Genomic DNA, 23,917 nt, shown 5'->3' with positions numbered 1-23,917 from the left:
GGCTTCAGGCGCCAGTTCAGCTCTGGCTGCCTGTTGAAGAGGGGGTGCTGTAGTGCTCCCGCAGTAACGCTTTCTCTTCGTCGGTCAGTTCACTGGGGTTCTTTCGCAGCACGCTGTGCAAGCGGGCTTCACGGCTGCTGAGCAGCTGGTTGTGTGCAAGTGTAGTAATGGTGTCGACGAACTGCTTTTCAAGATTGCCGTCGTCGATCAGCCATTCTTTCCCCGCCAGCACCTGTAGCAGGCGCCCTTGGGGCGTTCCGTGCCAGCGCGCGATGAGGTGCATCGAGCTCTGTTTCGGATTCTTCTGCAACGCTTCGACCAGTGCGGCGAGCAGTTGCGAATAGGTCTGTCCCTCGTTGGAGAAGTGGCTCGCATCCTCGACGCTCTGCGCCAGTTGGGGATGGTGCAGCAGGGTGCGCAGCGCGGTCAGGGTCGGCGATTCGACGCTGATCTCGGTGCGCGGCTGGCGTGGCGTGAAGTCGCCTTTCCGGCCTTTGCCATCCCATTTGCGATCGCCCTTCCAGGGCTTCTTGGCCTTGGCTCCGCCGTTGCCGGGGGAAAATTCCATCGGCGCTTCGAAGTAACTCGAAGCGTCCTGGTAATGACCGTCGCCGTGGCCGGCGAACTGGCCCATGTCGTAGTCGGCGTACTCGTGGGCGTGTTGCTCCGAGCCAGGTGCCTGCGCTGTTGCAGGGGGGGGATTCGGTTTTGCCTGGCCGGTGAGGCCCGGGCGCGGCGCGCTGATCTGGCTGAGCGCTTCGGCGGACAGGCCGGTGATCTCGCCCAGGCGCTGGCGCATCAGCAAGCGCAGCGTGTTGCCGGGGATCTTCTCCAACAGCGGTCCGGCCAGGGTCGCCAGGTGCGCCTTGCCTTCCAGCGTGCTGGGGTCGGCTTCCTCGGTCAGTTGCTGGAAGAAGTAGTCCGCCAGCGGCTGGGCCTGGTGGGCGAGGCGGGCGCGGAAGGCATCCGGGCCTTCGGCGCGCACCAGGCTGTCCGGGTCTTCACCTTCGGGCAGGAACAGAAAGCGCACCTTGCGCCCATCCTGCAGGTTGCTCAGCGCCGACTCCAGTGCGCGCCAGGCGGCATTACGGCCGGCCTGGTCGCCGTCGAAGCAGAAGAGGATGTTCGGCACGATGCGGAACAGCCGCTTGATGTGTTCTTCGCTGGTGGCCGTGCCCAGGGTGGCGACCGCGTTGCGGATGCCCTGCTGCGCCAGTGCGATGACGTCCATGTAGCCTTCGACCACCATGATCTCGTCGAGATCCCGGTTGTTCTTCCGCGCCTCGAACAGGCCGTAGAGCTCCTGTCCTTTATGGAAGACCGGGGTTTCCGGCGAGTTCAGGTATTTCGGCTTGTCGTCGCCCAATACGCGGCCGCCGAAGGCGATCACCCGGCCGCGGCTGTCGCGGATGGGGAAGATCACCCGGTCGCGGAAGCGGTCGTAGCGCTTGCCGCTGTCGGGGTTTTCCACCAGCAGGCCGGCGTCGAGCATGGCCTTGAGCTGCAGGTTGTCGCCGCCCAGGTTCTTCAGCAGGTTGTCCCAGCCCGGCGGGGCGAAGCCCAGGCCGAAGTCGCGGGCGATTTCGCCGGTCAGGCCGCGGCCCTTGAGGTATTCCACGGCGGCCTTGCGGGCCGGGTGGCTCTTGAGTGCCTGGCGGTAGAACTCGGCGGCGCCGGCCAGCAGCGGGTACAGCGGCGAGTCGACCGGTTGGCGGGGCTTGTTGCCGCGCCGACCTTCCTCGCGGGGGATGTCCATCCCGGCGCGCTTGGCCAGGTCCTCGACCGCCTGGACGAAGTCCAGCTGGTCGTGGTCCATGATGAAGCCGAGCGCGTTGCCGCCGGCGCCGCAGCCGAAGCAGTAGTAGAACTGCTTGTCCGGGCTGACGGTGAAGGAGGGTGTCTTCTCCTTGTGGAACGGGCAGCAGGCGCTGTAGTTCTTGCCGGTCTTCTTCAGCTGGATGCGCGAACTCACCACATCGAGAATATCGGTGCGGTTGAGCAGGTCATCGATGAAGGATTGTGGAATCAGGCCGGCCATAGACTCATCGGGACGCAGGGTGGACCCAAGCATAGCGCGGGGCGATGACGCCGCGAGCGGGGCTTGAGACTAAGCATGGGGCTTGAAAAGCAAAAACTCCGAAGTCCGCGAATGCGAATCGGAGTCGGGTGCCTTGTTTCAGGCACTCGCCCGGCGAGTGGGCCGGGCGATGCGGAAAGCGTGCGACGAAGCGCTGTAACTCAGTACAGGCGCTCGCGGCGGCGCTGTTCGCGCTGCACTTTCTTGGCGTGACGCTTAACAGCGGCAGCGGCCTTGCGCTTACGCTCGGCGGTCGGCTTTTCGTAGAACTCGCGGCTACGGACTTCAGCCAGTACGCCTGCTTTTTCGCAGGAGCGCTTGAAACGACGCAGAGCTACGTCGAAGGGTTCGTTCTCTTTAACTTTGACGGCGGGCATCCAGGTCGTACCTTCAATGATTACCGGAGGATTTATCGCGCTCCTGACGGTTGTTCGGAGTCGGCGGTTTTCAAGGGTTGCGGATATTAAACGTTCGGAAGGAGGAATGCAAAGCCTCCGATCGAAAAGCACTGGTCCGAAGCCCAGCCGGCGATTATGATGCGCGGCTTCAATTTTGCCCAGAGTAAAGGCTCAAGCCCATGCTAGTGCTGGGGTTGGAAACCTCCTGCGACGAGACCGGCGTCGCCCTGTACGACAGTGAAAAAGGCCTGCTGGCCGACGCGCTGTTCAGCCAGATCGATCTGCACCGCGTATACGGCGGCGTGGTTCCCGAGCTGGCCTCCCGTGATCACGTCAAGCGCATGCTGCCGCTGATTCGCCAGGTGCTGGACGAGTCCGGCCGCACCGCCGAAGACATCGACGCCATCGCCTACACCGCCGGCCCCGGCCTGGTGGGCGCGCTGCTGGTCGGCGCATCCTGCGCCCAGGCCATGGCGTTCGCCTGGGGCATACCGGCCGTCGGCGTGCACCATATGGAGGGCCATCTGCTGGCTCCCATGCTGGAAGAGCAGCCGCCGAAGTTTCCGTTCGTCGCCTTGCTGGTGTCCGGCGGCCATACGCAACTGGTTCGAGTGGATGGCATTGGTCGTTACCAGGTACTGGGCGAGTCGGTGGACGACGCTGCCGGCGAGGCTTTCGACAAGACCGCCAAGCTGCTCGGTCTGGCCTATCCCGGTGGCCCGGAGATCGCTCGCCTGGCTGAGCGCGGCACCGCGGGTCGCTTCGTCTTTCCGCGGCCGATGACCGATCGTCCGGGGCTGGATTTCAGCTTCAGCGGCCTCAAGACTTTCGCGCTGAACACCTGGCAGCGCTGCGTGGCCGAGGGTGACGACAGCGAGCAGACCCGCAGCGATATCGCCCTGGCGTTCCAGACTGCCGTGGTCGAGACCCTGACCATCAAGTGCAAGCGCGCGCTCAAGCAGACTCACCTCAAGAGCCTGGTGATCGCCGGTGGCGTCAGTGCCAACCAGGCCTTGCGTCAGCATCTGGAAAAGATGCTCGGCGAAATGAAGGGCCAGGTGTTCTACGCCCGCCCGCGCTTCTGCACCGATAACGGCGCGATGATCGCCTATGCTGGCTGCCAGCGTTTGGTGGCGGGGCAGCAGGACGGCCCGTCGATCGGCGTCCATGCGCGTTGGCCAATGGAGTCGCTGCCAGCGATCTGAATAATGAAGCTGCAAACGACGCGGCGCATGCTCTGAGCGGCATGGGCCGTTTTTTCGCTTGCAGCGTGGTACGCGGGTCGGGAAGCTCGCGGCTCTAGAAGTGACGCTCGCGTCCGGCGATGAGATCGCGCAGATTGCTGCGGTGACGCCAGACGATCAGACCGGTGAGCACGGTCATCGGCAGCAGCGCCGACGGCTCCTGCCAGGCCAGCAGCGGCAGGGTCAGCGGCGTGGCGACCAGGGATGCGAGCGAGCTGGTGCGCGACAGTTTGAAAGTCACCAGCCAGGCGACTGCCGCGAGCAGCGCGGCTGGAGGGTAAAGCGCCAGCAGCATGCCGGCGGCGGTGGCAACGCCCTTGCCGCCACGGAAGTTGAAGTACAGCGGGTAGAGGTGGCCGATTACCGCTGCCAGCCCGACCCAGGCCTGCTGCATGTCGGACAGGCCGAGCAGGCGGGCGATGAGTACGGGCAGCAGCCCCTTGGCGAGATCGCCGAGCAGGGTGAGGATGGCGATCTTCTTGCCGGCCAGGCGCAGCATGTTGGTGGCGCCGGGATTGCCCGAGCCGCTGGCGCGCGGGTCGGCAGTGCCGAACAGGCGACTGAGGAGTACCGCGAAGGACAGTGATCCGAGCAGGTAGGCGAGGATCGCCAAGAACCAGAACATGGTTTCCACCGGAGACGAGGTCGTTTCCGATTCTAACGGGGCGTCGGCCGCTTGTCGTGTCGCCTTGGAGCATGCAGTCAGTGGACAGAGTTTTCATCGAGGGGCTGGAAGTGGACACCGTGATCGGCGTCTACGACTGGGAACGGGGTATCCGGCAGTGCCTGCGCCTGGACCTGACGCTGGGCTGGGACAACCGCCCGGCGGCGGCCGACGACGATATCGCCAAGGCCCTGGACTACGCCGTGCTCTCCGAGCGGGTCATGGCCTTCGCCCGTGACGCGCATTTTCAACTGGTGGAGACCTTCGCCGAACGCCTCGCCGAGTTGCTGATGGCCGAGTTCGGTATCCAGTGGCTGCGCCTGAAGGTCACCAAGCCCGGTGCCGTTGCGGCCGCCATCGGCGTAGGTGTGGAGATCGAACGCGGATGCCGCTGACGACGGTGTACCTCGGGCTGGGCAGCAACTTCGACCGGGAGCAACACCTGCTCGCGGGGCTGGAGGCGTTGGACGAGTTCCTCGAGGATATCCGCTGTTCGCCGGTGTTCGAGAGCGAGCCGGTGGGTATTCGCAGCGGCCCCTTCTACAACTTCGTGATCGTGGCGCGCACCGACCTGCCGCTGGCGGAGTTGAGCCTGCGGCTCAAGCACATCGAGGCGGACAACGGCCGCTATGCGCCGGAGCGCAAGGGCCTGCCGCTGGATATCGACGTGTTGCTGTACGGCGACCTGCATGGCGAGTTCGATGGCCTGACGCTGCCGCGCGCAGAAGTGCTGAAGAACGCCTTCGTGCTCTGGCCGCTGGCGTTGCTGGCTCCCGAGGTGAAGCATCCGGGGGCTCAACGTTCGTTCGCCGAGCTCTGGTCGGACGCGCAGATCGCCCAAAAGCTCTGGCCGGTGCCCTTCCAGTGGCGGGGCGCTGAGCTGACGCCGGCGGCGCTGATCGGGGCGCACTCGGCGCCCTGATGGCTTTTCTGTAGGAACGCGTTTGCTCGCGAGCGATGTATCCGGCGGCACCAGCGCTGGGGGGCGCGAGCAAGAACTAGCCGTCCCACTCGTTCCTACAAGGCACCCCCCTGGTATCACTCGGTGTAACTTTCCTTGTAGGCCTTCAGGGCATTCAGACGCTCACGCTTGAGCGCTTCGCCCAGCTCCGCCCCCTTGTATCCCTTCTCCAGCAGCGGCTGCACAGCGACCGCGCGTGCGGCTTGCGCTGCGCCGCGCAAGTATTCCGCCTGCGGGTAGTCGCGATCTTCCAGCCCATGGCGACCGCGGGCGTCCATCTCGCTGGCGGCGAGAAACTCCTCGAAGCGTTGCGGGCGGCGATACACATCGAAGGACTGCAGCAATTCCAGAACGGTGGTCGGCCGCAGCTCCAGCGCACGGTGGCAGTGGGTGTGGTACTCGCCGACCAGTCGCGCCAGCTCCTGACAATCCCGGGGCACCTTGAAGCGCGCATTGAGCGCGTCGATCAACGGCAGGCCCAGGTGTTCGTGGGCGTGGTGTTTGGGCCAGTCTTCCTTGCGGGTTTCGCCCTTGCCGACGTCGTGGACCAGGCAGGCCCAGCGCACACTCAGCGGCTGGTCGTATTGGGCGCACTCGCGCAATACGGCCAGCACGTGTTCGCCGGTATCCACTTCCGGGTGGTGCTGCGGCGGTTGCGGCACGCCGAACAGGGCGTCCACTTCCGGCATCAGCACGGCGAGGGCGCCGCAGTCGCGCAGGACCTGGATGAACACGTCCGGGCGCGATTCCATCAGGGCACGGGAGATTTCCTTCCAGCTGCGTTCTGCAGTCAGTGCTTCCAGTTCGCCGGATTCCGACAGTTCACGCATCAGTGCCAGGGTTTCCGGCGCCACGCTGAAACCCAGGGGGGCGTAGCGCGCGGCAAAGCGGGCGACGCGCAGCACGCGCAGCGGGTCTTCGGCGAAGGCCGGGGAAACGTGGCGAAGCAGGCGGGCTTCGAGGTCCTCCTGGCCGTGGTACGGGTCGATGACCTTGCCGTCATTGTCCTCGGCCATAGCGTTGATGGTCAGGTCGCGGCGGATCAGGTCGTCTTCGAGGGTGACGTCGGGGCTGGCGTAGAAGGTGAAGCCACCGTAGCCGCGCCCGCTTTTGCGTTCGGTGCGGGCGAGGGCATATTCCTCGCCGGTTTTCGGGTGGAGGAACACCGGGAAGTCGGCGCCCACCGGCCGATAGCCCTGGGCGAGCATCTCGTCGGCGCTGGCGCCGACCACTACCCAGTCGGTGTCGCTGAAGGGGATGCCGAGCAGGCGATCGCGCACGGCGCCGCCCACCTTGTAGATCTGCATGAAGCTGTCTCCTGTTCTGGGGGATAGCTTCGGGGTTTGCGGCGGGTGGGGCAAGCTCGGTGGCTTCTGGGGATTGAGGCGGTTCGCCAGCAAGCTCGCTCCGACAGGTTGCGCACGCCCCGGCTCTTGTAGGAGCGAGCTTGCTCGCGAAAGGGGGCGACGCGCACCTAGGGCGTGGCGGCGGGAATCTGTTGAACGAGGGCGCCGATGGCGTCCTGCAGGAGTGTTGCGCTGGCGTGGGCGGGACTGAGGCCGGTTCTGACGGTGCCTTCCCACAGGGTCTGCTCCTGCGCATCGGTCAGACGCAGGCGCAGGGTACCGGTCTCGTCGCGCAGGCGATGGATGGCGAGATAGGGGCCCAACGGATTGGGCGGCGGGGTATCGACCTTGAATTCCAGCGGCGCATCCTGCAGCGCCAGCCAGTAGTAGACGCGGATCTGCGGGCCCGCGCTCTCGCGGTAGCCGCGCTCGATCAGGCCCTGGCGCACTTGCGCATTGATCAGGGGGTAGCGACTGCGGTAGGGCAGGGCGTCGACGGCGTTTTCCGGTGGCATCAGCTGGAAGTCGCGCAGCCCGGCCAGGCGCGCATCGGCGGGATGCGCGACCTGGGCGTGGGGGACGGGGTTGCTGCAGGTCGCGACAGCGAGGCAGAGCAGGAGAATGGCGAACAGGCGCATGGCGGTCTCCAGCGGGGTTGCCGCCATGCTTGTCACGCCTGCTGCTCCGGTCAACCGATCAAATGGGTGGGATGATCAGGTCGAGCCGGGGGTAACCCTCCTCGCTGTCGCGTTCACCCTTTGGGGGCATGTGGAAGGTGTTGACGATGTTCTCGCCCTGCAGGGTTTCCAGATGGATATCGAAGCCCCAAAGGCGGTGCAGGTGCTTGAGCACGTCGTCGGTGGATTCGCCCAGCGGTTTGCGGTCGTGCTGCTGGTGGCGCAGGGTCAGCGAGCGGTCACCGCGGCGGTCGACATCCCAGATCTGGATGTTCGGTTCACGATTGCCGAGGTTGTACTGCGCAGCCAGGGTTTCGCGGATCTTGCGATAGCCGTCGTCGTCGTGGATGGCGTCGACCAGCATGTCGTCCTTCTGGTCGTCGTCGAGGATGCTGAACAGCTTGAACTCGCGAATGACCTTGGGCGAGAGGAACTGCAGGACGAAGCTCTCGTCCTTGAAGCTCTTCATGGCGAACTTGATGGTGGCCAGCCAGTCGCTGCCGGCGATGTCCGGGAACCAGCGCTTGTCTTCCTCGGTGGGGTGTTCGCAGATGCGACGGATGTCGCGGTACATGGCGAAGCCCAGCGCGTAGGGGTTGATGCCGCTGTAGTAGGGGCTGTCGAAGCCCGGCTGGTAGACCACGCTGGTGTGGTACTGGAGGAACTCCATCATGAAGCCGTCGCTGACCAGGCCTTCATCGTAGAGGTCGTTGATCAGGGTGTAGTGCCAGAAGGTCGCCCAGCCTTCGTTCATCACCTGGGTCTGGCGCTGCGGGTAGAAGTACTGCGCCACCTTGCGCACGATGCGAACGATTTCGCGCTGCCAGGGCTCCAGCAGCGGGGCGTTCTTCTCGATGAAGTAGAGGATGTTTTCCTGCGGCTCGCTGGGGTAGCGGGCCAGCCCCTGTTCCTTGTCCTTGCCGGTGGCCTTGGGGATGGTCCGCCAGAGGTCGTTGACCTGGCGCTGGATCTGCTCCTCGCGCTCCTTCTGGCGCTGCTTCTCTTCCTCGGCGGAGATCGGGTAGGGCCGCTTGTAGCGGTCTACGCCGTAGTTCATCAGGGCGTGGCAGGAGTCCAGCAGGTCTTCCACGGCGTCGATGCCGTAACGCTCCTCGCACTTGTTGATGTAGGACTTGGCGAACACCAGGTAGTCGATGATCGAGGTGGCGTCGGTCCAGGTGCGGAACAGGTAGTTGCCCTTGAAGAAGCTGTTGTGCCCGTAGCAGGCGTGGGCGATCACCAGCGCCTGCATGCACTGGGTATTTTCCTCCATCAGGTAGGCGATGCACGGGTCGGAGTTGATCACGATCTCGTAGGCCAGGCCCATCTGACCGCGCTTGTAGTTCTTTTCCGTGCTGAGGAAGTGCTTGCCGTAGGACCAATGGTTGTAACCGATGGGCATGCCGACGGAGGCGTAGGCATCCATCATCTGCTCGGCGGTGATGACCTCGATCTGGTTGGGGTAGGTGTCCAGCGCATAACGCTCGGCGAGACGACTGATCTCGCGGTCGTACTGCTGGATCAGCTCGAAGGTCCACTCCGAGCCGGTGGCGATCGGCTGGCGCTTGCTCATGCGACGAGCCTCCTCTGGAACAACTCGCGGAACACCGGGTAGATGTCCGAGGCGGAGACGATCTGCTGCTGGGCGAAGCTGTCTTCGAAGGTGTCGCGGATCTTCTCGTACTCGAACCACAGCGCCTGGTGCTCGCGCGGGGTGATCTCGACGTAGGTGTAGTACTGGACGAACGGCATGATCTGCTTCATCAGAATGTCGCGGCAGACCGGCGAGTCGTCGTTCCAGTTATCGCCGTCCGAGGCCTGGGCGGCGTAGATGTTCCATTCGTTGGTGGGATAGCGCTCGGCCATCACTTCCTGCATCAGCTTGAGCGCGCTGGAAACGATGGTGCCGCCAGTCTCGCGGGAATAGAAGAACTCTTCCTCGTCCACCTCGCGGGCGCTGGTGTGGTGGCGGATGAACACCACTTCGATCTTCTCGTAGTTCCGCTTGAGGAACAGGTAGAGAAGGATAAAGAAACGCTTGGCAATGTCCTTGGTGGCCTGGGTCATGGAGCCCGAGACGTCCATCAGACAGAACATCACGGCCTTGGAGGTCGGGTTGGGCTGCTTCACCAGCAGGTTGTACTTGAGGTCGAAGGTATCCAGGAACGGCACCTTGTCGATGCGTGCGCGCATACCGGCGATCTTCTGCTCCAGTTCCTGGATGTCGCCAAGATTGTCCGGTTCCTCGCGCTTGAGCCGGTCCAGTTCGGCCAGCGCCGCGCGGAGCTTGCCGCGGGTGGAGCCGGAGAGGGCGATACGCCGGGCGTGCGCCGAGCGCAGGGTGCGCACGATGTTGATCCGCGAGGGATTGCCCTCATTGCTGATGCCGGCGCGCACGGTCTTGAAGGTGTCGCTGCCAGTGAGGTGGCGCTTGACCAGATTGGGCAGCTCCAGGTCCTCGAACATGAAGTCGAGAAATTCCTCCTGGGTGATCTGGAAGACGAAGTCGTCCATCCCATCGCCCTGGTTGCTCGCCTTGCCGGCACCACGGCCACCGCCGCCCCCCTGGGGACGCGGGATGTGCTCACCGGTGGTGAATTCCTTGTTGCCGGGATGGACGACGGTCTGTTTGCCGCCGCGCCCGTGGTGCAGGACAGGTTCGTCGATATCGCGGCCGGGAATACTGATCTGCTCGCCATGTTCCATATCGGTGATGGAGCGGCGGCTGACGGCTTCTTCTACCGCCTTCTTGATGTGCTCACGGTAACGCCGCAAAAAGCGCTGGCGGTTCACCGTGCTCTTGTTCTTGCCGTTCAGACGCCGGTCGATGACGTAGCTCATGAATGCTCCTCAGGGCCTGCTGCGAGGCGGCGTGGAGCCGCTCCGGACAGGTCCGAATGCGACGGCGACCGGCGCGGCGGAAACCGCCGCGCCGATGGCAGACTACTGCGACTTGCGAACCCGCAGATACCATTCCGACAGCAGGCGCACCTGCTTCTCGGTGTAGCCGCGCTCGACCATGCGTTTGACGAAGTCGTTGTGCTTCTGCTGATCCTCCTTGCTCGCCTTGGCGTTGAAGCTGATGACCGGCAGCAGGTCCTCGGTGTTGGAGAACATTTTCTTCTCGATCACCACGCGCAGCTTCTCGTACGACAGCCAGCTGGGGTTCTTGCCGTTGTTGCCGGCGCGGGCGCGCAGGACGAAGTTGACGATCTCGTTGCGGAAGTCCTTCGGATTGCTGATGCCGGCCGGCTTCTCGATCTTCTCCAGTTCCTCGTTGAGGGCGGCGCGGTTGAGGATCTCGCCGGTTTCCGGGTCGCGGTATTCCTGGTCTTGGATCCAGAAGTCGGCGTACAGCACGTAGCGGTCGAAGATGTTCTGACCGTACTCGCTGTAGGACTCCAGGTACGCGGTCTGGATTTCCTTGCCGATGAACTCGACGTAGCGCGGCGCCAGGTATTCCTTGAGGAAGCGCAGGTAGCGTTCGCGGGTTTCCGGCGGGAACTGCTCCTGCTCGATCTGCTGTTCCAGCACGTAGAGCAGGTGCACCGGGTTGGCGGCCACTTCATGCGGGTCGAAGTTGAACACCTTGGACAGGATCTTGAAGGCGAAACGGGTGGAAAGCCCGGCCATGCCTTCGTCGACGCCCGCCGTGTCGCGGTATTCCTGGATGGACTTGGCCTTGGGGTCGGTGTCCTTGAGGTTCTCGCCGTCGTAGACGCGCATCTTCGAGTAGATGTTGGAGTTTTCCGGCTCTTTCAGGCGCGACAGCACGGAGAACTGCGAAAGCATCTTCAGGGTGTCCGGCGCGCAGTGGGCGTGCGCCAGGGAGCTGTTGATCAGCAGCTTGTCGTAGATCTTGATCTCGTCGGAGACGCGCAGGCAGTACGGCACCTTGACGATGTAGATGCGGTCGATGAAGGCTTCGTTGTTCTTGTTGTTGCGGAAGCTGTGCCACTCCGATTCGTTGGAGTGGGCGAGGATGATGCCGCTGTAGGGCAGGGAACCGAGGCCTTCGGTGCTGTTGTAGTTGCCTTCCTGGGTCGCAGTGAGCAAGGGGTGCAGGACCTTGATCGGCGCCTTGAACATCTCGACGAATTCCATCAGGCCCTGGTTGGCCCGGCACAGCGCGCCCGAGTAGCTGTAGGCGTCGGCGTCGTTCTGCGGGAATTCTTCCAGCTTGCGGATATCCACCTTGCCGACCAGCGCGGAGATGTCCTGGTTGTTCTCATCCCCAGGTTCGGTCTTGGCGATGGCGATCTGGTTGAGGATCGAAGGGTGCAGCTTGACCACGCGGAACTGGCTGATGTCGCCGCCGAATTCGTTGAGGCGCTTGGTCGCCCACGGCGACATCACCGAGCGCAGGTAGCGACGCGGGATGCCGTAGTCTTCCTCGAGGATGGCGCCATCTTCGTCGGGATTGAACAGCCCCAGGGGCGACTCGAACACCGGCGAGCCCTTGATCGCATAGAAGGGCACGTGCTCCATCAGTTGCTTGAGCTTTTCGGCGAGGGAGGATTTACCGCCGCCGACTGGGCCCAGGAGATAGAGGATCTGTTTCTTCTCTTCCAGGCCTTGGGCGGCGTGGCGGAAGAAGGAGACGATCTGGTCGATGCACTCTTCCATGCCATGGAAGTCGGCAAAGGCCGGATAACGGCGGATCACCTTGTTGGAGAAGATTCGCGACAGGCGGGAATCGACGGATGTGTCGAGTAGTTCAGGCTCGCCGATGGCCATCAGCATCCGCTCGGCGGCGGTGGCATAGGCGATCTTGTCCTGCTTGCAGATGTCCAGGTACTCCTGGAGGGAGTACTCCTCTTGACGGGTCGCTTCGAAGCGTTCCTGGAAGTGACTGAAAATGCTCATGACGTCTCCTCGCTCGATGCATGGAGCCGGCGCCGGATCGGTCTGTGCGGGTGCGGTCGGGCTGCCAGTGGTACCGGCGAGAATCCCCCAGAACTCCAACGGAACCTGGCGACTGCCCTGATCCGCCCCAATGGTCACTGCCGATTAACCGGAAGCCGGTGTGCCGGCTCTCCCTTTTTTGGATGGCCTGAGGGAAAGGATAGTTCGTTCTTAGATGTGTAAAGGACGAAAGCGCGAGAAGTTACAGATTTTTTGAAGGGGCTAATCCGCCTCTTTCGTAGGGGCTTTCAGTCGGAGCCGCCTGCGCTGGTATCCGCGGGATAGACGCTGCGCCACAGCTCGAAGCCACCGTCGAGGCTGTAGACCTCGGAGAAGCCCTGCTGGACGAAATAGGCCGCCGCGCTCTGGCTGGAATTGCCGTGATAGCAGACCACGACCAGCGGTGCGTCCATGTCGGCCTCGCGGATGAAGTCGGCTACCGAGTAGTTGTCGATGTGCCGCGAACCGCTGATATGGCCCATCGCATAGCTCTGCGGGTCGCGAATGTCGACGACCTGGGCGCCGTTTTCGCGCAGCTGCTGGGCCAGGTCGGGGGCGATGCGCTTGAAGTCGCTCATGGGTAGTACCTCGCAAGGCGCGGAGCCTGTGGCCCCGCTGCAATCATTCTGGTTTATCGGCGCAACTGCACTGGATGCGCTCGAAGGTATCGACGTTCATCAGCGTCATGCTGCCGCCCCACACACAGCCGGTGTCCAGGGCAAACAGGCCGGGGACGTCGCACTGGCCTTCCAGCGCGGCCCAGTGGCCGAAGATGATCCTGCGCCCGGCGGCCTTGCGCTCGGCATAGCTGAACCAGGGCGCGTAGCCGGGCGGCGCGGTGTCCAGGCCTTCCTTGGACTTCAGGTCGAGCTTGCCGTCCGGGGTGCAGAAGCGCATGCGCGTGAAATAGTTGGTGATCACCCGCAGTCGCGCTATGCCGTTGAGCTTCTTGTCCCACTTGGCCGGCTCGTTGCCGTACATGCCATCGAGGAACATCGGCAGCTGAGTGTCGTCGCGCAGCGCGCCTTCGACTTCGGCGGCGCGCTGCAGGGCCTTGTCGATGTCCCACTGCGGCGGGATGCCGGCGTGTACGAGGGTGATGTCGCGAACGGCGTCGTGATGGACCAACGGCATCTGCCGCAGCCATTCGATCAGTTGTGCGCAATCCGGCGCCTCGACGATCTCGCGCAGGGTGTCGTTCTTCTTCAGGCGCTCGGCGTTGTAGGCCACGGCGATCAGGTGCAGGTCATGGTTGCCCAGCACGCAGACCAGCGATTCGCGCATGCCATGGAGGAAGCGCAGGGTTTCCAGCGACGCCGGACCGCGGTTGACCAGATCGCCCACCAGCCAGAGCTTGTCCTGGGCCGGGTCGAACTTCACCTGCTCCAGCAGGCACTTGAGCGGCTCCAGGCAGCCTTGCAGGTCGCCTACGGCGTAGGTGGCCATCAGTGCAGCGCCCCAGGGACGGCGAGGCGGAACGCCGGGATCTCGGCATCGAAGTGGTGGCCGTCGGTGGCGACCATCTGGTAGCTGCCGTGCATGCTGCCGACCTTGGTCGCCATCACGGTGCCGCTGGTGTAGGTGTGGCTGGCCCCCGGCTCGATCAGCGGCTTTTCGCCAACGACGCCGGCGCCGCGGACTTCCTGCACGTGGCCATCGCCGTCCGTGATGACCCAGTGGCGGGTCAGCAGCTTGGCGGCCAGCTCGCCGTGGTTGTGGATGGTCACGGTATAGGCGAACACGTAGCGCTGCTGCTCCGGCTGCGATTGCTCGGGCAGGTGGCGGGTGGTGACGCTGACGCTGACCTGGTAGCGGGGATCGCTCATGCGCTCGGTCCTTGCTCGGCTTCCGGGTTGGTTTCGCTGTAACGGTTAGCCAGGCTGACGAAGTCGGCGACGCTCAGTTGCTCCGGACGCAGGGTCGGGTCGACGCCGGCGGCTTCGATGTCCTCGACGCTCATCAGCGTACGCAGGGTGTTGCGCAGGGTCTTGCGGCGCTGGTTGAAGGCTTCGCGGACGATGCGTTCCAGCACGCGGTGATCCTTGGCCGGATGGGGCGGTTCAGCGTAGGGCACCAGCCGGACGATGGCCGACTCGACCTTGGGCGGCGGGTTGAACGCGCCGGGGCCGACGGTGAACAGGTAATCCACCCGGCAGAAGTACTGCACCATGATCGACAGGCGGCCCCAGTCGCCGTTGCCCGGCTCGGCGGCCAGGCGCTCCACCACTTCCTTCTGCAGCATGAAGTGCATGTCCTGGATCAGCGAGGCATGGTCCAGGAGATGGAAGATCAATGGGGTGGAGATGTTGTAGGGCAGGTTGCCGACCACGCGCAACTTGTCCTCGGGGGAGGCGATCAGGCTGGCGAAGTCGAACTTCATCGCATCGCCCTGGTGCAGGCTGAAGTTGGGCTTCAGACCGAAGCGCCATTTCAGGTGCGGGATCAGGTCCAGGTCCAGCTCGATCACGTCGAGCTTCGCGCCGCTGTCCACCAGGCCTTCGGTCAGGGCGCCCTGGCCTGGGCCGATTTCCAGCAGGTGCTGGCCTTCCTTGGCGGCGATGGCGCGGAGGATCTTGTGGATCACCCCGGCGTCGTGCAGGAAGTTCTGCCCAAAGCGTTTACGGGCGCGGTGCTGGAAGAGTTCGGACATCGAAGGCTCCGGAGAGCAGCCGGACGCCTGAGGCGGCCAGCTGGAGGCGGAAAAACCATCAGTTTACCAGTCCGCGACGGCCAGCACGAAACGCTGGCCGAACGGAATGCTGGTGATCAGCCTTTCGCGGCGCCGGCTTCGGCCATCTGGTAGGCGGTTTCCAGGGCAACCTGCAGGCTGCCGCTGTCGATCCGACCGGTGCCGGCAAGGTCCAGTGCGGTGCCGTGGTCCACTGAGGTGCGGATGATGGGCAGGCCCAGCGTGACGTTCACTGCCGCGCCGAACCCCTTGTACTTGAGCACCGGCAGGCCCTGGTCGTGGTACATCGCCAGCACGGCGTCGCAGTGTTCCAGGTGCTTGGGGGTGAACAGGGTGTCGGCCGGCAGCGGGCCGATCAGCTGCATGCCCTCGGTGCGCAGGCGCTCCAGCGTTGGCTCGATCACGTCGATTTCCTCATGGCCGAGGTGGCCGCCTTCGCCTGCGTGGGGGTTCAGGCCGCAGACCAGGATGCGCGGGTTGGCCAGACCGAACTTGTCGCGCAGGTCGGCATGCAGGATGCGGGTGACGCGCTCCAGGCGATCCGGGGTGATGGCATCGGCGATCTGTCGCAGCGGCAGGTGGGTGGTCACCAGGGCAACGCGCAGGCCGCGGGTGGCGAGCATCATCACTACCTGGGCGGTGTGGGTGAGATCGGCGAGGAACTCGGTATGGCCGGAGAAGGCGATGCCGGCTTCGTTGATGACGCCCTTGTGCACGGGGGCGGTGATCATCCCGGCGAAATGCCCGTCCAGGCAGCCCTGGCCGGCGCGGGTGAGGGTTTCCAGCACATAGGCGGCGTTGGCCTGGTTCAGCTTGCCCGGTTCGACCGGCGCTGCCAGCGGGGTGTCCCAGACATAAAGGCTGCCGGCCGGAGCAGCGACATCGGGCCAGTGGTCGGGGCCGACTTCCTGCAGGTCGATGTTCAGCCCCAGCAGCGCGGCACGCTCTGCCAGCAGTTCACGGCTGGCGACGGCAACCAGCGGATGCGGTTGAGTTTCGCGGGCCAGCAGCAGGCAGAGGTCGGGACCGATGCCGGCGGGCTCGCCGGGAGTGAGGGCGAAAAGGTGGGAAGTGCTCATGGATGACTCTCGAATCAGGATTTACCGCGGATGTTCCTACTCTACGACGAAGCTTCCTGCAGGCAAAAAGAAACCCGGCCATGGCCGGGTTTCTTCGTAGCGACGCGCTGCTTACTGCTTGATCTCGACGTAGGCTTCGTCGCGGATCTGGCGCAGCCAGGCCTGCAGTTCCTCGTCGTACTTGCGTGCGCGCAGGGTCTGGGCGGCTTGTTGCTCGCGGAACTTGTCGCTGCTGTCGGTAGCGCGGCGGCCGAGGACTTCCAGCACGTGCCAGCCGAACGGCGAGCGGAACGGCTTGGTGACCTGGCCTTGCGGCGCATTGTTCATCACGTCGCGGAATTCCGGTACCAGGGATTCCGGGTCGACCCAGTTGAGGTCGCCGCCGTTGAGCTTGGAGCCCGGGTCCTCGGAGAATTTCTTCGCCAGGTCGCTGAAGCTCTCGCCGGCCTGGATGCGCTCGTAGAGCTTCTCGGCCAGACGCTGGGTTTCTTCTTCGCTGCGAATCTCGCTGGGCTTGAGCAGGATATGGCGGACGTGGACTTCGTCACGCAGCATCTTGCTGCCACCGCGCTTCTCTTCCAGCTTGATGATGATGAAACCGCCCGGGGTGCGGACCGGCTCGGTCACGTCGCCCACGGCCAAGGTGCCAACCATGCTGTCGAACGGCGAGGGCAGCTGGGCGGCCTTGCGCCAACCGATCTCGCCGCCTTCCAGGGCGTTGTCGCCGGCCGAGCGGGAGACCGCCAGTTGGCCGAAGTCCGCGCCCTGCTTGAGCTGCTGGTACATCTCCTGGGCCTGGCGAGCTGCAGCCTGCACGGTTTCCGGCGAAGCGCTGTCGGGTACCGGGATCAGGATATTGGCCAGGCGGTATTCTTCCGAGAGCTGGATCTTGCCCAGGTCGGAGGCCAGGAAGTTCTGAACTTCCTGCTCGCTGACCTGGATGCGCTCGGCCACACGGCGCTGGCGCACACGGCTGATGATCATCTCGCGACGCACCTGCTCGCGGGCCTCGTCGTAGGACAGGCCGTCGTGGGCGAGGGCGGCACGGAACTGGTCCAGGCTCATGTTGTTGCGCTGGGCAATGGTGCCCATGGCCTGGTTCAGCTCTTCATCGGTAATGCGCACGCCGGAGCGGTCACCGATCTGCAGCTGGATGTTCTCGATGATCAGACGCTCGAGCACCTGCTGGGTCAGCACGTGCTCGGGCGGCAGCGGCGCGCCGCGTTTCTGGATGGTTGCACGGACTTCGCGCAGGCGCTGGTCCAGCTGGCTCTGCATCACCACGTCGTTGTCGACGATGGCGACCACACGGTCCAGCGGAACCACTTCGGCATGCACGACGGAACTTGCCAACAGCGCGCCCAGCATCAGCGGGCGCAGGGCCTTACATAGCATTGTCTTCACGTTGACGATAACCCTGGATACCTTGGTCGAGGAAGCCTTCCACCTGGTTGCCAACCACGCCGCCAAGGCCTTTCAAGATGATTTGAAGGAATACGCCGTGGTCGGCTTTGGACGTCGAGGTGATGTACTCGTCGTCGTCGTAGTCGACCCAGTAGCGGTTGATCAGGCGCAGTTTCCAGCAGCAGCTGTCGTACTCGAAGCCACCGAAGGCTTCCAGCGTGCGGCTCTTGTTGTAGTCGAACTGCCAGCGGCCGATGGCGGCCCATTGTGGCAGTACCGGCCAGATGAACGAGAAATCGTGTTGTTCGATCTTGTACTCGTCACTGCCGTATTCGAACTGGCCGGTGTTCGGGTTGAAGCGCTTGCTGTCGGCGCGATAACGGTAGCCGGCGTTCAGCACCTTGCGAGGATCGGCTTCAGGCTGATAGTGGAACATCAGGTTGCCGTTGTCGGTGTGGTGCGTATTCGGGTTCCAGTTGAAGTCCGAGCTGGCGAACCAGTCATGGTTGAAGCGATAGATGCCGGTGAGTGCGTAGGGCGAGCGCCAGGTATCGGCGTCCGGGTTCTTCGCACCGCTGGCGCGCAGATCGTCTTCAGTCAGGCCGGGTAACTGAACACGGCGATCGCTGAAGTAGTAGATCTGGCCGGCAGCGACATAGGCGCGCTCGAAGCCATCGTCCTCGATGAAGCGCGAGCCCAGGCCGAGGGAGAGCTGGTTGGCATCGCCAATGCGGTCGCGGCCGGTGAAGCGATTTTCACGCCACAGCGAGTCGTAGCTGAAGGTGAACTCGCCGGTGTCGAAGGTCGGCAGGTTGTCCTGGTCCTTGTACGGCACGTACAGGTACATTGCGCGCGGTTCCAGGGTCTGGCGGAACTTGGTGCCGCCAAAGGTGGTGTCGCGATCGAAGTAAAGGCCGCTGTCGAGCTTGGCCAGGCCGAGGGAGCGGTCCGGGCTGCTGTCGTAGTCGAGGTAGGACGGCAGGGTAGCCTTGCCTTTGCTGTCCAGGTCCAGGTCGTACTTGGTGTACATGGCCTTGACCGTCGGAGTCAGGAAGCCCCAGCTGCGGTTCATCGGCAGGCTGATGCCCGGCTCGGCATGGAAGCGGTCACCGGTGGCTCGAGCCAGGCCCTGGATATTGGTATCAGGGCGGGCGTAGAGATTCGGGTCGTCTTCGTTCCGGCGGTAGAAGCCTTCATCCAGGTCGCGATCGAAGCGCACGGCCTCGGTGCTGTAGGTGAAGTTCAGACCACCCGGATTGAACGGCAGCTTGCCGTCCAGGGTGAGTTGCGGCAGGCGATCGTACGGGGTGACGTCGGTCACGGTCGCCAACTGGTAGGACTGCGCGTTCAGTTTGGCGGTGTAGCTGTCGCCGCGGTAGGTCAGGATGCCCTGCTGGTTGACGTAGGTCGGCGAACCGATACCCAGCGAGGTATCCAGATCCTGGAAGTAGTAGGGGTCGCTGATGCGGGTGTAGTCGACCTGCGCCATCAGACGCGAATCCAGGCCGCTGACGTTCTTCCAGCCGTACAGCCAACGGGTGTCGGTATACTGCGGGAAGTCCTTGCGGTCGTCGTTCTTATCGTTCAGATAAGCGGCGTTGACCTGGCCTTCGCTGCTGTGGGTCAGGTAGCGGAACTCGCCTTCCATCAGCAGGCCGCGCTTGACCATGTAGTGCGGGTACAACGTGGCGTCGTAGTTGGGCGCCAGGTTGAAGTAGTACGGCGTGGTCAGGGTGAAACCGGTGTCGGTCGAGCTGGCGAAGGAAGGCGCCAGGAAGCCGGACTGACGACGGTTGTCGATCGGGAAATAGATGTACGGGGTGTAGAAGACCGGAATGTCCTTCACCCGCAGGGTCGCGTTGGTCGCGGTGCCGAAACCGGTGGCCGGGTTCAGCTTGATGTTGTTGCCCTTCATGACCCAGGCGTTGCTGCCCGGCTCGCAACGGGTGTAGGTGCCGTCCTTGAGCTGGATGATCGCGTCTTCCTGGCGCTTGGCGTACAGCGCGCTGCCGCGGATCTGCGCCTGGTGCATGACGTATTCGGCGTTGTCGATCTTCGCCGCGCCGTTGTCCAGTTGCAGCTCGGCGTGGTCGCCGACGATCAGCGCACCGTTGTCGCGCAGCTTGACGTTGCCGACCAGCTCGCCGCGGTTCTCGGCCTGGTGCAGGTTGGCCTCGTCAGCCTCGACCTGCATGCTGCCCTGGCGCAGGACCACGTTACCCGCGAGGGTGGCGATCTGCTTTTCCTGCTCGTAGCGGGAAACCTTTGCCGAAACGTAGGTCGGGGCCTCGTCGTTCGGCGTCTTGTCGTTCATGCCTGGACGTACCGGCTCGACGTAGGCGCCGCTGCAGTACGGGCCCATTTCGGCCTGTTGGGCAGCGGTGAGCTTGTCGCGGGGGATCCAGTCGAGGTGGCTGTAGTCGCTGCTGCGCGACTTCAGGCCGCGGCCGCCGGACTCGGTGACCAGTTGTTTCGGCTCTTCGCCAGCGGCGCTGCTCGGGCTGCCCGAGGACTTCGAGCTGCTCGCGGCCGTGCCGCCAGCGCTGACGGAGGTGGCCCCATGCTGTGGGCGCGGTACTGTGCTGGCGCTGTTCTGCGAGGAGCAGTCCCAGGCGCCGGATGCGGAGGGCTGGCAGGCGAACTGCTCGCCGGGCGCCGCGGTCACAGTGGCGAGCGGTTGGATAGCCAGCAGGCCACCGGTCACCAGTAAGGGGAATTTTCTACGGAACACGGGGAAATTCACTGCCATCTTGTTAATCCGGGCTTCCTGCGAGCCTTCAGCCCAAAACGGGCCGCACGCCTATCGATGGGCTCAAAAAGATGCTGGATAATAAAGCATGACCCGCGCAACGGCTAGCGCCGTGGAGAACCCCGAAAAATGACCGAGGATGCTCGTTACCAGCAGATGATCCGCTGGTTGGACTTGAGTTTGCCCGCAGTGTTCAACGTACAAGGCTGGGGACAGGTGCCCGAGGCCAGCCTCACTGCGGCCAGCAGCGACGCCAGTTTCCGCCGTTATTTCCGCTGGCAGGGCGCCGGCCGCAGCCTGATCGTGATGGACGCGCCACCGCCCCAGGAAGACTGCCGGCCCTTCATCAAGGTCGCCGGCCTGCTGGCCGAGGCCGGCGTGCACGTTCCGAAGATTCTGGCCGAGGATGTCGAGCAGGGATTCCTGCTGCTCAATGATCTCGGGCGTCAGACTTACCTGGATGTGCTCACTGCGCAGAATGCCGAGGAACTGTTCGAGAACGCCCTGGATGCCCTGGTGGCCTTCCAGCAGGTCGATGTCGCCCAGCGCCTGTCGGCCTACGACGAAGCCCTGTTGCGCCGCGAGCTGCAGTTGTTCCCCGACTGGTACCTGCAGCGCCATCTGGGCGTGACCCTGGAGGGCGAGCAACTCGCTCGCTGGGAGCGCACCTGCGACCTGCTGGTCCGCAGCGCCCTGGCGCAGCCGCACGTGCTGGTGCACCGCGACTACATGCCGCGCAACCTGATGCTCAGCGAGCCGAACCCCGGCATCCTCGATTTCCAGGATGCGGTCTACGGTCCGGTGACCTACGACGTGACCTGCCTTTATAAGGACGCCTTCCTCAGTTGGCCGGAACCGCGCGTCCACGACGGCCTCTCGCGCTACTGGCGCAAGGCCCAGGCAGCCGGTATTCCGCTGCCGGAGAACTTCGAGACCTTCTTCCGCGCCAGCGACCTGATGGGTGCCCAGCGTCATCTGAAGGTGATCGGCATTTTCGCGCGTATCTGCCATCGCGATGGCAAGCCTCGCTACCTGGGCGATGTGCCACGCTTCTTCCGCTACCTGGAAAGCGTCATCGCGCGCCGGCCGGAGTTGGGCGACCTCGCCGCGCTGCTGGCCAGCCTGCCCGAAGACGAGACCCACCCCGCATGAAGGCCATGATCCTCGCCGCGGGCAAGGGCGAGCGCCTGCGCCCGCTGACACTGCACACGCCCAAGCCGCTGGTGCGCGCTGGCAGCGTGCCGCTGATCGAGTACCAGTTGCGGGCGTTGCGCCAGGCCGGCTTCGATCAGCTGGTGATCAACCACGCCTGGCTCGGCCAGCAGATCGAAGACCACCTGGGTGATGGCGCGCCCTTTGGCCTGAGCATCCGCTACTCGTCCGAAGGCGAGCCGCTGGAAACTGGCGGCGGCATCTTCAAGGCGCTGCCGCTGCTGGGCGACGACGCCTTCGTCATCGCCAACGGTGACATCTGGACCGACTTCGATTACGCAAGCCTGCACGGTGCGCTGGCCGAGGGCGACCTGGCGCACCTGGTGCTGGTGGACAATCCCGGCCACCACGCTCGGGGTGATTTCTGCCTGCGTGACGGTCGCGTCAGTGACTACCGCGAAGGCCAGCCGAGCCTGACCTACAGCGGCATCGCCATTCTACGTCCGCAGCTGTTCGACGGCTGCCAGCCCGGCGCGTTCAAGCTGGCGCCGCTGCTGCGCCAGGCGATGGAAGCAGGGCGCGTGAGCGGCGTGCACCATCGTGGCCGCTGGATCGATGTCGGCACCCACGAGCGCCTGGCAGAAGTCGAACGCCAGTTGGCGGAGCGCTGAGGTGTTCTGGCCGGGGACCCTGGTGGGCGTCATCGCCGGATGGGCATTGGCGAGCATTCCGGGCGCCATGCTCGGTGCGTTGCTGGGCCAGGTGCTCGACCGGCGCCTGAAGCAGCGCACCTGGCGGGGGCTGCTGGAGCAGTTGCGCGGTGGTCCTCGGGTCGGTGACCAGGAGTTGCTCTTCCTGCTGCTCGGCCGTCTGGCCAAGAGCCGCGGTCGCGTGGTCGATGCGCACATCCAGCAGGCGCGTTCTGAAATGCAGCGTCTGCAACTGGATGACAAGGCCCGTCGCCAGGCCATCGATGCCTTCGGTCGCGGCAAGCTGGGGGGTGACTTGCTCGACGTCGGCTTGCGCCAGCGGCAGGGTCAGGAGGCCACTGCCGAAGGGCTGATACAGGCGTGTTGGCGCATGGTCTGGGCGGGCGGCGCGCCGAACGCTGCGCAGAAGAACCTGCTGCTGCAGTGGGGCGATTCACTGGGGCTTTCTCGCTCCAGGGTATTGGCGATGTCGTCCGGTGCCGAGCCGCCCAAGCCGCCGGCTACTCCGCGCGAATCCTATACCGGAGCGCTGCGACTGCTGGGCGTGACGGCAGAGAGCGAGCCGGAGGAGATCAAGCGCGCCTACCGCAAGCTGATCAGCCAGAACCACCCGGACAAGCTCGAAGGCATGGGTGCCAGCCCCGAGCGGATTGCTGCGGCGACCAACAGGACCCGCGAGATCCAGGCGGCCTACCTGCTGGTGCGCCAGCGTCGCGGCTTCCGCTGACTCAGGGCTGCTCGATGGGCTCCAGGTGCATCGACAGCCAGCCGCGGATGCGCCGGTAAAGTTGCTCCTGCTCGGTGCCCAGGTCGGCTGGCAGGGCGTTCATGCCGATCTGCACATAGTTGGGGGCTTTCTGCCGCTTGCTCGCTTGCAGGCGCAGCTTGGCTGCCGCTACATCGGTTGCCTTGTCCTTGTAGTAGAAATCGCCGGTGGCGAGGTTCAGCAAGGGGACGGTCTCGTCCAGCGAAGGTTTGAAGTCGCGCGGCATCTCCGGCGCCACCAGCAGCAGGTTCTTGATGTCCGCCGGTGCGCGCTCGCCCAGGTAGCGAGTGGCCCAATAGGCGCCCGTACCGTGACCAAGCAGGACGATGGTCCTGGGTTTGTGCTGCTGCGCCAGCTCGACCGCTGCCTGGACGCGGGACAGCACCCGTTCGGCGTGGGCCTTGCGCAGTTCCACCGGGTCGGTGGGCGGTGGCGGGGCTTCCGGGCTGGCCTGGGCGGGTTCTGCACTGCCGGTCTCGGCGGTGCTTTCCGGAGTAGGCGTCGCGCTGCCTTGGCTACCTTTCACTTCCGGCTTGCTGGCGCTGTCGGCGGCGGAGGCGTCGGTATCGGCGCTGGCCTTGTCGGGCGATTCCTTCGGGCGTGGAATTGGCGCGGTGCTCTGCGGGTCGGGCAGCGTGATGGCCAGAGTCTGCCAGCCGGCATCGGGCAGCTTGCGCCGTAACGGACTGATCGCTACCGGCCAGTCGGCACTTTCGCCATCGCCGGGGATGAGGATCACAGCGCCTTGCGCGTCGGCGGTATTGGCGGGAAGCCAGAGGGCAAGGAAGGTTTCGTCACCGGCCTTGAGTTCCTGCCGCTCACTTTCTGGGAGTTGGCGCACCAGACCGTTGGCTTCATCCTGGCTGCGCTCGTTCACTGCCTGGCGCACCACCGGTGCCGTGGCCGGTTTTTCGTCGGTGGCTTGCTTGGCATCTTCGGCCCGACTGATGCCCAGCGGCGACAGGCCGAGGGTCAGGCAAAGGGCGAGAAGCGTCGGTCGAGACAAATGCGGCATCGGTGATATCCCTGTCTGGCGGGCAGCACGCGGCGGGGCGCGAGTGCGGCCAGCCTAGCGGCTTGTATTAGCTTTGTCAGG

22 protein-coding genes are annotated in these 23,917 nt (G+C 64.4%); 6 read left to right on the top strand and 16 right to left on the bottom strand.

The features are described 5' to 3' along the window. Positions 1-16: 16 nt before the first annotated feature. Together dnaG and rpsU are read right to left on the bottom strand one after the other, a co-directional pair. Positions 17-2,038 (bottom strand): DNA primase, encoded by a 2,022-nt coding sequence (dnaG, locus tag GJV37_RS17925; RefSeq protein ID WP_024763615.1) that lies wholly within the window; start codon positions 2,036-2,038, stop codon positions 17-19. Positions 2,039-2,238: 200 nt separating this feature from the next. After that, positions 2,239-2,454 (bottom strand): 30S ribosomal protein S21, encoded by a 216-nt coding sequence (rpsU, locus tag GJV37_RS17920; protein WP_003085057.1) that lies wholly within the window; start codon positions 2,452-2,454, stop codon positions 2,239-2,241. Between the two features lie 200 nt (positions 2,455-2,654). On the opposite strand from rpsU, the gene tsaD reads away from it, so the two are divergent. Further along, a complete protein-coding gene (gene tsaD, locus GJV37_RS17915) occupies positions 2,655-3,680 on the top strand; it encodes a tRNA (adenosine(37)-N6)-threonylcarbamoyltransferase complex transferase subunit TsaD (protein ID WP_024763614.1) in 1,026 nt (341 codons plus the stop codon). A gap of 94 nt (positions 3,681-3,774) precedes the next feature. Here the strand turns inward: tsaD and plsY are convergent, their stop codons facing one another. Beyond that, positions 3,775-4,344, bottom strand: coding sequence for a glycerol-3-phosphate 1-O-acyltransferase PlsY (plsY, locus tag GJV37_RS17910; RefSeq protein ID WP_024763613.1), 570 nt, complete (start codon positions 4,342-4,344; stop codon positions 3,775-3,777). Positions 4,345-4,424: 80 nt separating this feature from the next. Between plsY and folB the strand changes: the two genes are divergently transcribed. Further along, a complete protein-coding gene (folB, locus tag GJV37_RS17905) occupies positions 4,425-4,778 on the top strand; it encodes a dihydroneopterin aldolase (RefSeq protein ID WP_015475255.1) in 354 nt (117 codons plus the stop codon). Further along, a complete protein-coding gene (folK, locus tag GJV37_RS17900; protein WP_065085699.1) occupies positions 4,769-5,305 on the top strand; it encodes a 2-amino-4-hydroxy-6-hydroxymethyldihydropteridine diphosphokinase in 537 nt (178 codons plus the stop codon). Before folB ends, folK begins: the two co-directional genes overlap by 10 nt. Before the next feature lie 116 nt (positions 5,306-5,421). Here the strand turns inward: folK and GJV37_RS17895 are convergent, their stop codons facing one another. The 12 genes from GJV37_RS17895 to GJV37_RS17840 all read right to left on the bottom strand — a co-directional run bounded on the left by GJV37_RS17895 (position 5,422) and on the right by GJV37_RS17840 (position 20,193). Beyond that, positions 5,422-6,651: a multifunctional CCA addition/repair protein gene (locus tag GJV37_RS17895; RefSeq protein WP_065085700.1), complete on the bottom strand. Its 1,230-nt coding sequence runs from the start codon at positions 6,649-6,651 to the stop codon at positions 5,422-5,424. Positions 6,652-6,818: 167 nt separating this feature from the next. Continuing rightward, a complete protein-coding gene (locus tag GJV37_RS17890) occupies positions 6,819-7,328 on the bottom strand; it encodes a DUF4136 domain-containing protein (RefSeq protein WP_065085721.1) in 510 nt (169 codons plus the stop codon). Positions 7,329-7,386: 58 nt separating this feature from the next. Continuing rightward, positions 7,387-8,940, bottom strand: coding sequence for a SpoVR family protein (locus tag GJV37_RS17885; protein ID WP_024763609.1), 1,554 nt, complete (start codon positions 8,938-8,940; stop codon positions 7,387-7,389). Beyond that, on the bottom strand, positions 8,937-10,208 hold the full coding sequence (locus tag GJV37_RS17880; protein ID WP_024763608.1) for a YeaH/YhbH family protein: 1,272 nt from the start codon (positions 10,206-10,208) through the stop codon (positions 8,937-8,939). The genes GJV37_RS17885 and GJV37_RS17880 overlap by 4 nt, the downstream gene beginning before the upstream one ends. A gap of 102 nt (positions 10,209-10,310) precedes the next feature. Beyond that, a complete protein-coding gene (locus tag GJV37_RS17875; RefSeq protein WP_038803509.1) occupies positions 10,311-12,233 on the bottom strand; it encodes a PrkA family serine protein kinase in 1,923 nt (640 codons plus the stop codon). A 287-nt stretch (positions 12,234-12,520) separates the two neighbouring features. Next, complete coding sequence (gene glpE / locus GJV37_RS17870) at positions 12,521-12,850, bottom strand: thiosulfate sulfurtransferase GlpE (protein ID WP_024763607.1); 330 nt, start codon at positions 12,848-12,850, stop codon at positions 12,521-12,523. Between the two features lie 43 nt (positions 12,851-12,893). Further along, positions 12,894-13,718 carry a symmetrical bis(5'-nucleosyl)-tetraphosphatase gene (locus tag GJV37_RS17865; RefSeq protein WP_170857964.1) on the bottom strand — a complete coding sequence of 275 codons (825 nt, stop codon included), beginning with the start codon at positions 13,716-13,718 and terminating at the stop codon, positions 12,894-12,896. After that, positions 13,718-14,098, bottom strand: coding sequence for a Co2+/Mg2+ efflux protein ApaG (gene apaG, locus GJV37_RS17860; protein WP_169890086.1), 381 nt, complete (start codon positions 14,096-14,098; stop codon positions 13,718-13,720). The genes GJV37_RS17865 and apaG overlap by 1 nt, the downstream gene beginning before the upstream one ends. Next, entirely contained in the window at positions 14,095-14,922 is an 828-nt protein-coding gene (gene rsmA, locus GJV37_RS17855; protein ID WP_170857963.1) for a 16S rRNA (adenine(1518)-N(6)/adenine(1519)-N(6))-dimethyltransferase RsmA, read from the bottom strand. The genes apaG and rsmA overlap by 4 nt, the downstream gene beginning before the upstream one ends. A gap of 116 nt (positions 14,923-15,038) precedes the next feature. After that, complete coding sequence (pdxA, locus tag GJV37_RS17850; protein WP_170857962.1) at positions 15,039-16,040, bottom strand: 4-hydroxythreonine-4-phosphate dehydrogenase PdxA; 1,002 nt, start codon at positions 16,038-16,040, stop codon at positions 15,039-15,041. Between the two features lie 111 nt (positions 16,041-16,151). Further along, entirely contained in the window at positions 16,152-17,444 is a 1,293-nt protein-coding gene (locus GJV37_RS17845; RefSeq protein ID WP_089285796.1) for a peptidylprolyl isomerase, read from the bottom strand. Beyond that, positions 17,425-20,193 (bottom strand): LPS-assembly protein LptD, encoded by a 2,769-nt coding sequence (locus tag GJV37_RS17840; RefSeq protein ID WP_193452802.1) that lies wholly within the window; start codon positions 20,191-20,193, stop codon positions 17,425-17,427. The genes GJV37_RS17845 and GJV37_RS17840 overlap by 20 nt, the downstream gene beginning before the upstream one ends. Positions 20,194-20,322: 129 nt before the next feature. On the opposite strand from GJV37_RS17840, the gene GJV37_RS17835 reads away from it, so the two are divergent. From GJV37_RS17835 to GJV37_RS17825, 3 genes are read left to right on the top strand one after another with little or no spacing between them, the layout of a single operon-like run. Further along, positions 20,323-21,345, top strand: coding sequence for an aminoglycoside phosphotransferase family protein (locus GJV37_RS17835; protein ID WP_193452801.1), 1,023 nt, complete (start codon positions 20,323-20,325; stop codon positions 21,343-21,345). Then, on the top strand, positions 21,342-22,016 hold the full coding sequence (murU, locus tag GJV37_RS17830) for an N-acetylmuramate alpha-1-phosphate uridylyltransferase MurU (protein ID WP_193452800.1): 675 nt from the start codon (positions 21,342-21,344) through the stop codon (positions 22,014-22,016). Before GJV37_RS17835 ends, murU begins: the two co-directional genes overlap by 4 nt. Position 22,017: 1 nt before the next feature. Next, positions 22,018-22,782, top strand: a complete 765-nt coding sequence (locus tag GJV37_RS17825) for a DnaJ domain-containing protein (protein WP_037012847.1) — start codon at positions 22,018-22,020, stop codon at positions 22,780-22,782. Between the two features lies 1 nt (position 22,783). Here the strand turns inward: GJV37_RS17825 and GJV37_RS17820 are convergent, their stop codons facing one another. Beyond that, positions 22,784-23,836, bottom strand: coding sequence for an alpha/beta hydrolase family protein (locus tag GJV37_RS17820; protein WP_193452799.1), 1,053 nt, complete (start codon positions 23,834-23,836; stop codon positions 22,784-22,786). Between the last annotated feature and the right edge of the window lie 81 nt (positions 23,837-23,917).

It is taken from the genome of Pseudomonas nitroreducens, assembly GCF_010994165.1.
In the GTDB taxonomy this organism is placed as follows: Bacteria; Pseudomonadota; Gammaproteobacteria; order Pseudomonadales; family Pseudomonadaceae; genus Pseudomonas; species Pseudomonas nitroreducens.
Note: the sequence above shows the minus strand (reverse complement) of the source record. Positions and strands in the feature narration are given on the sequence as shown.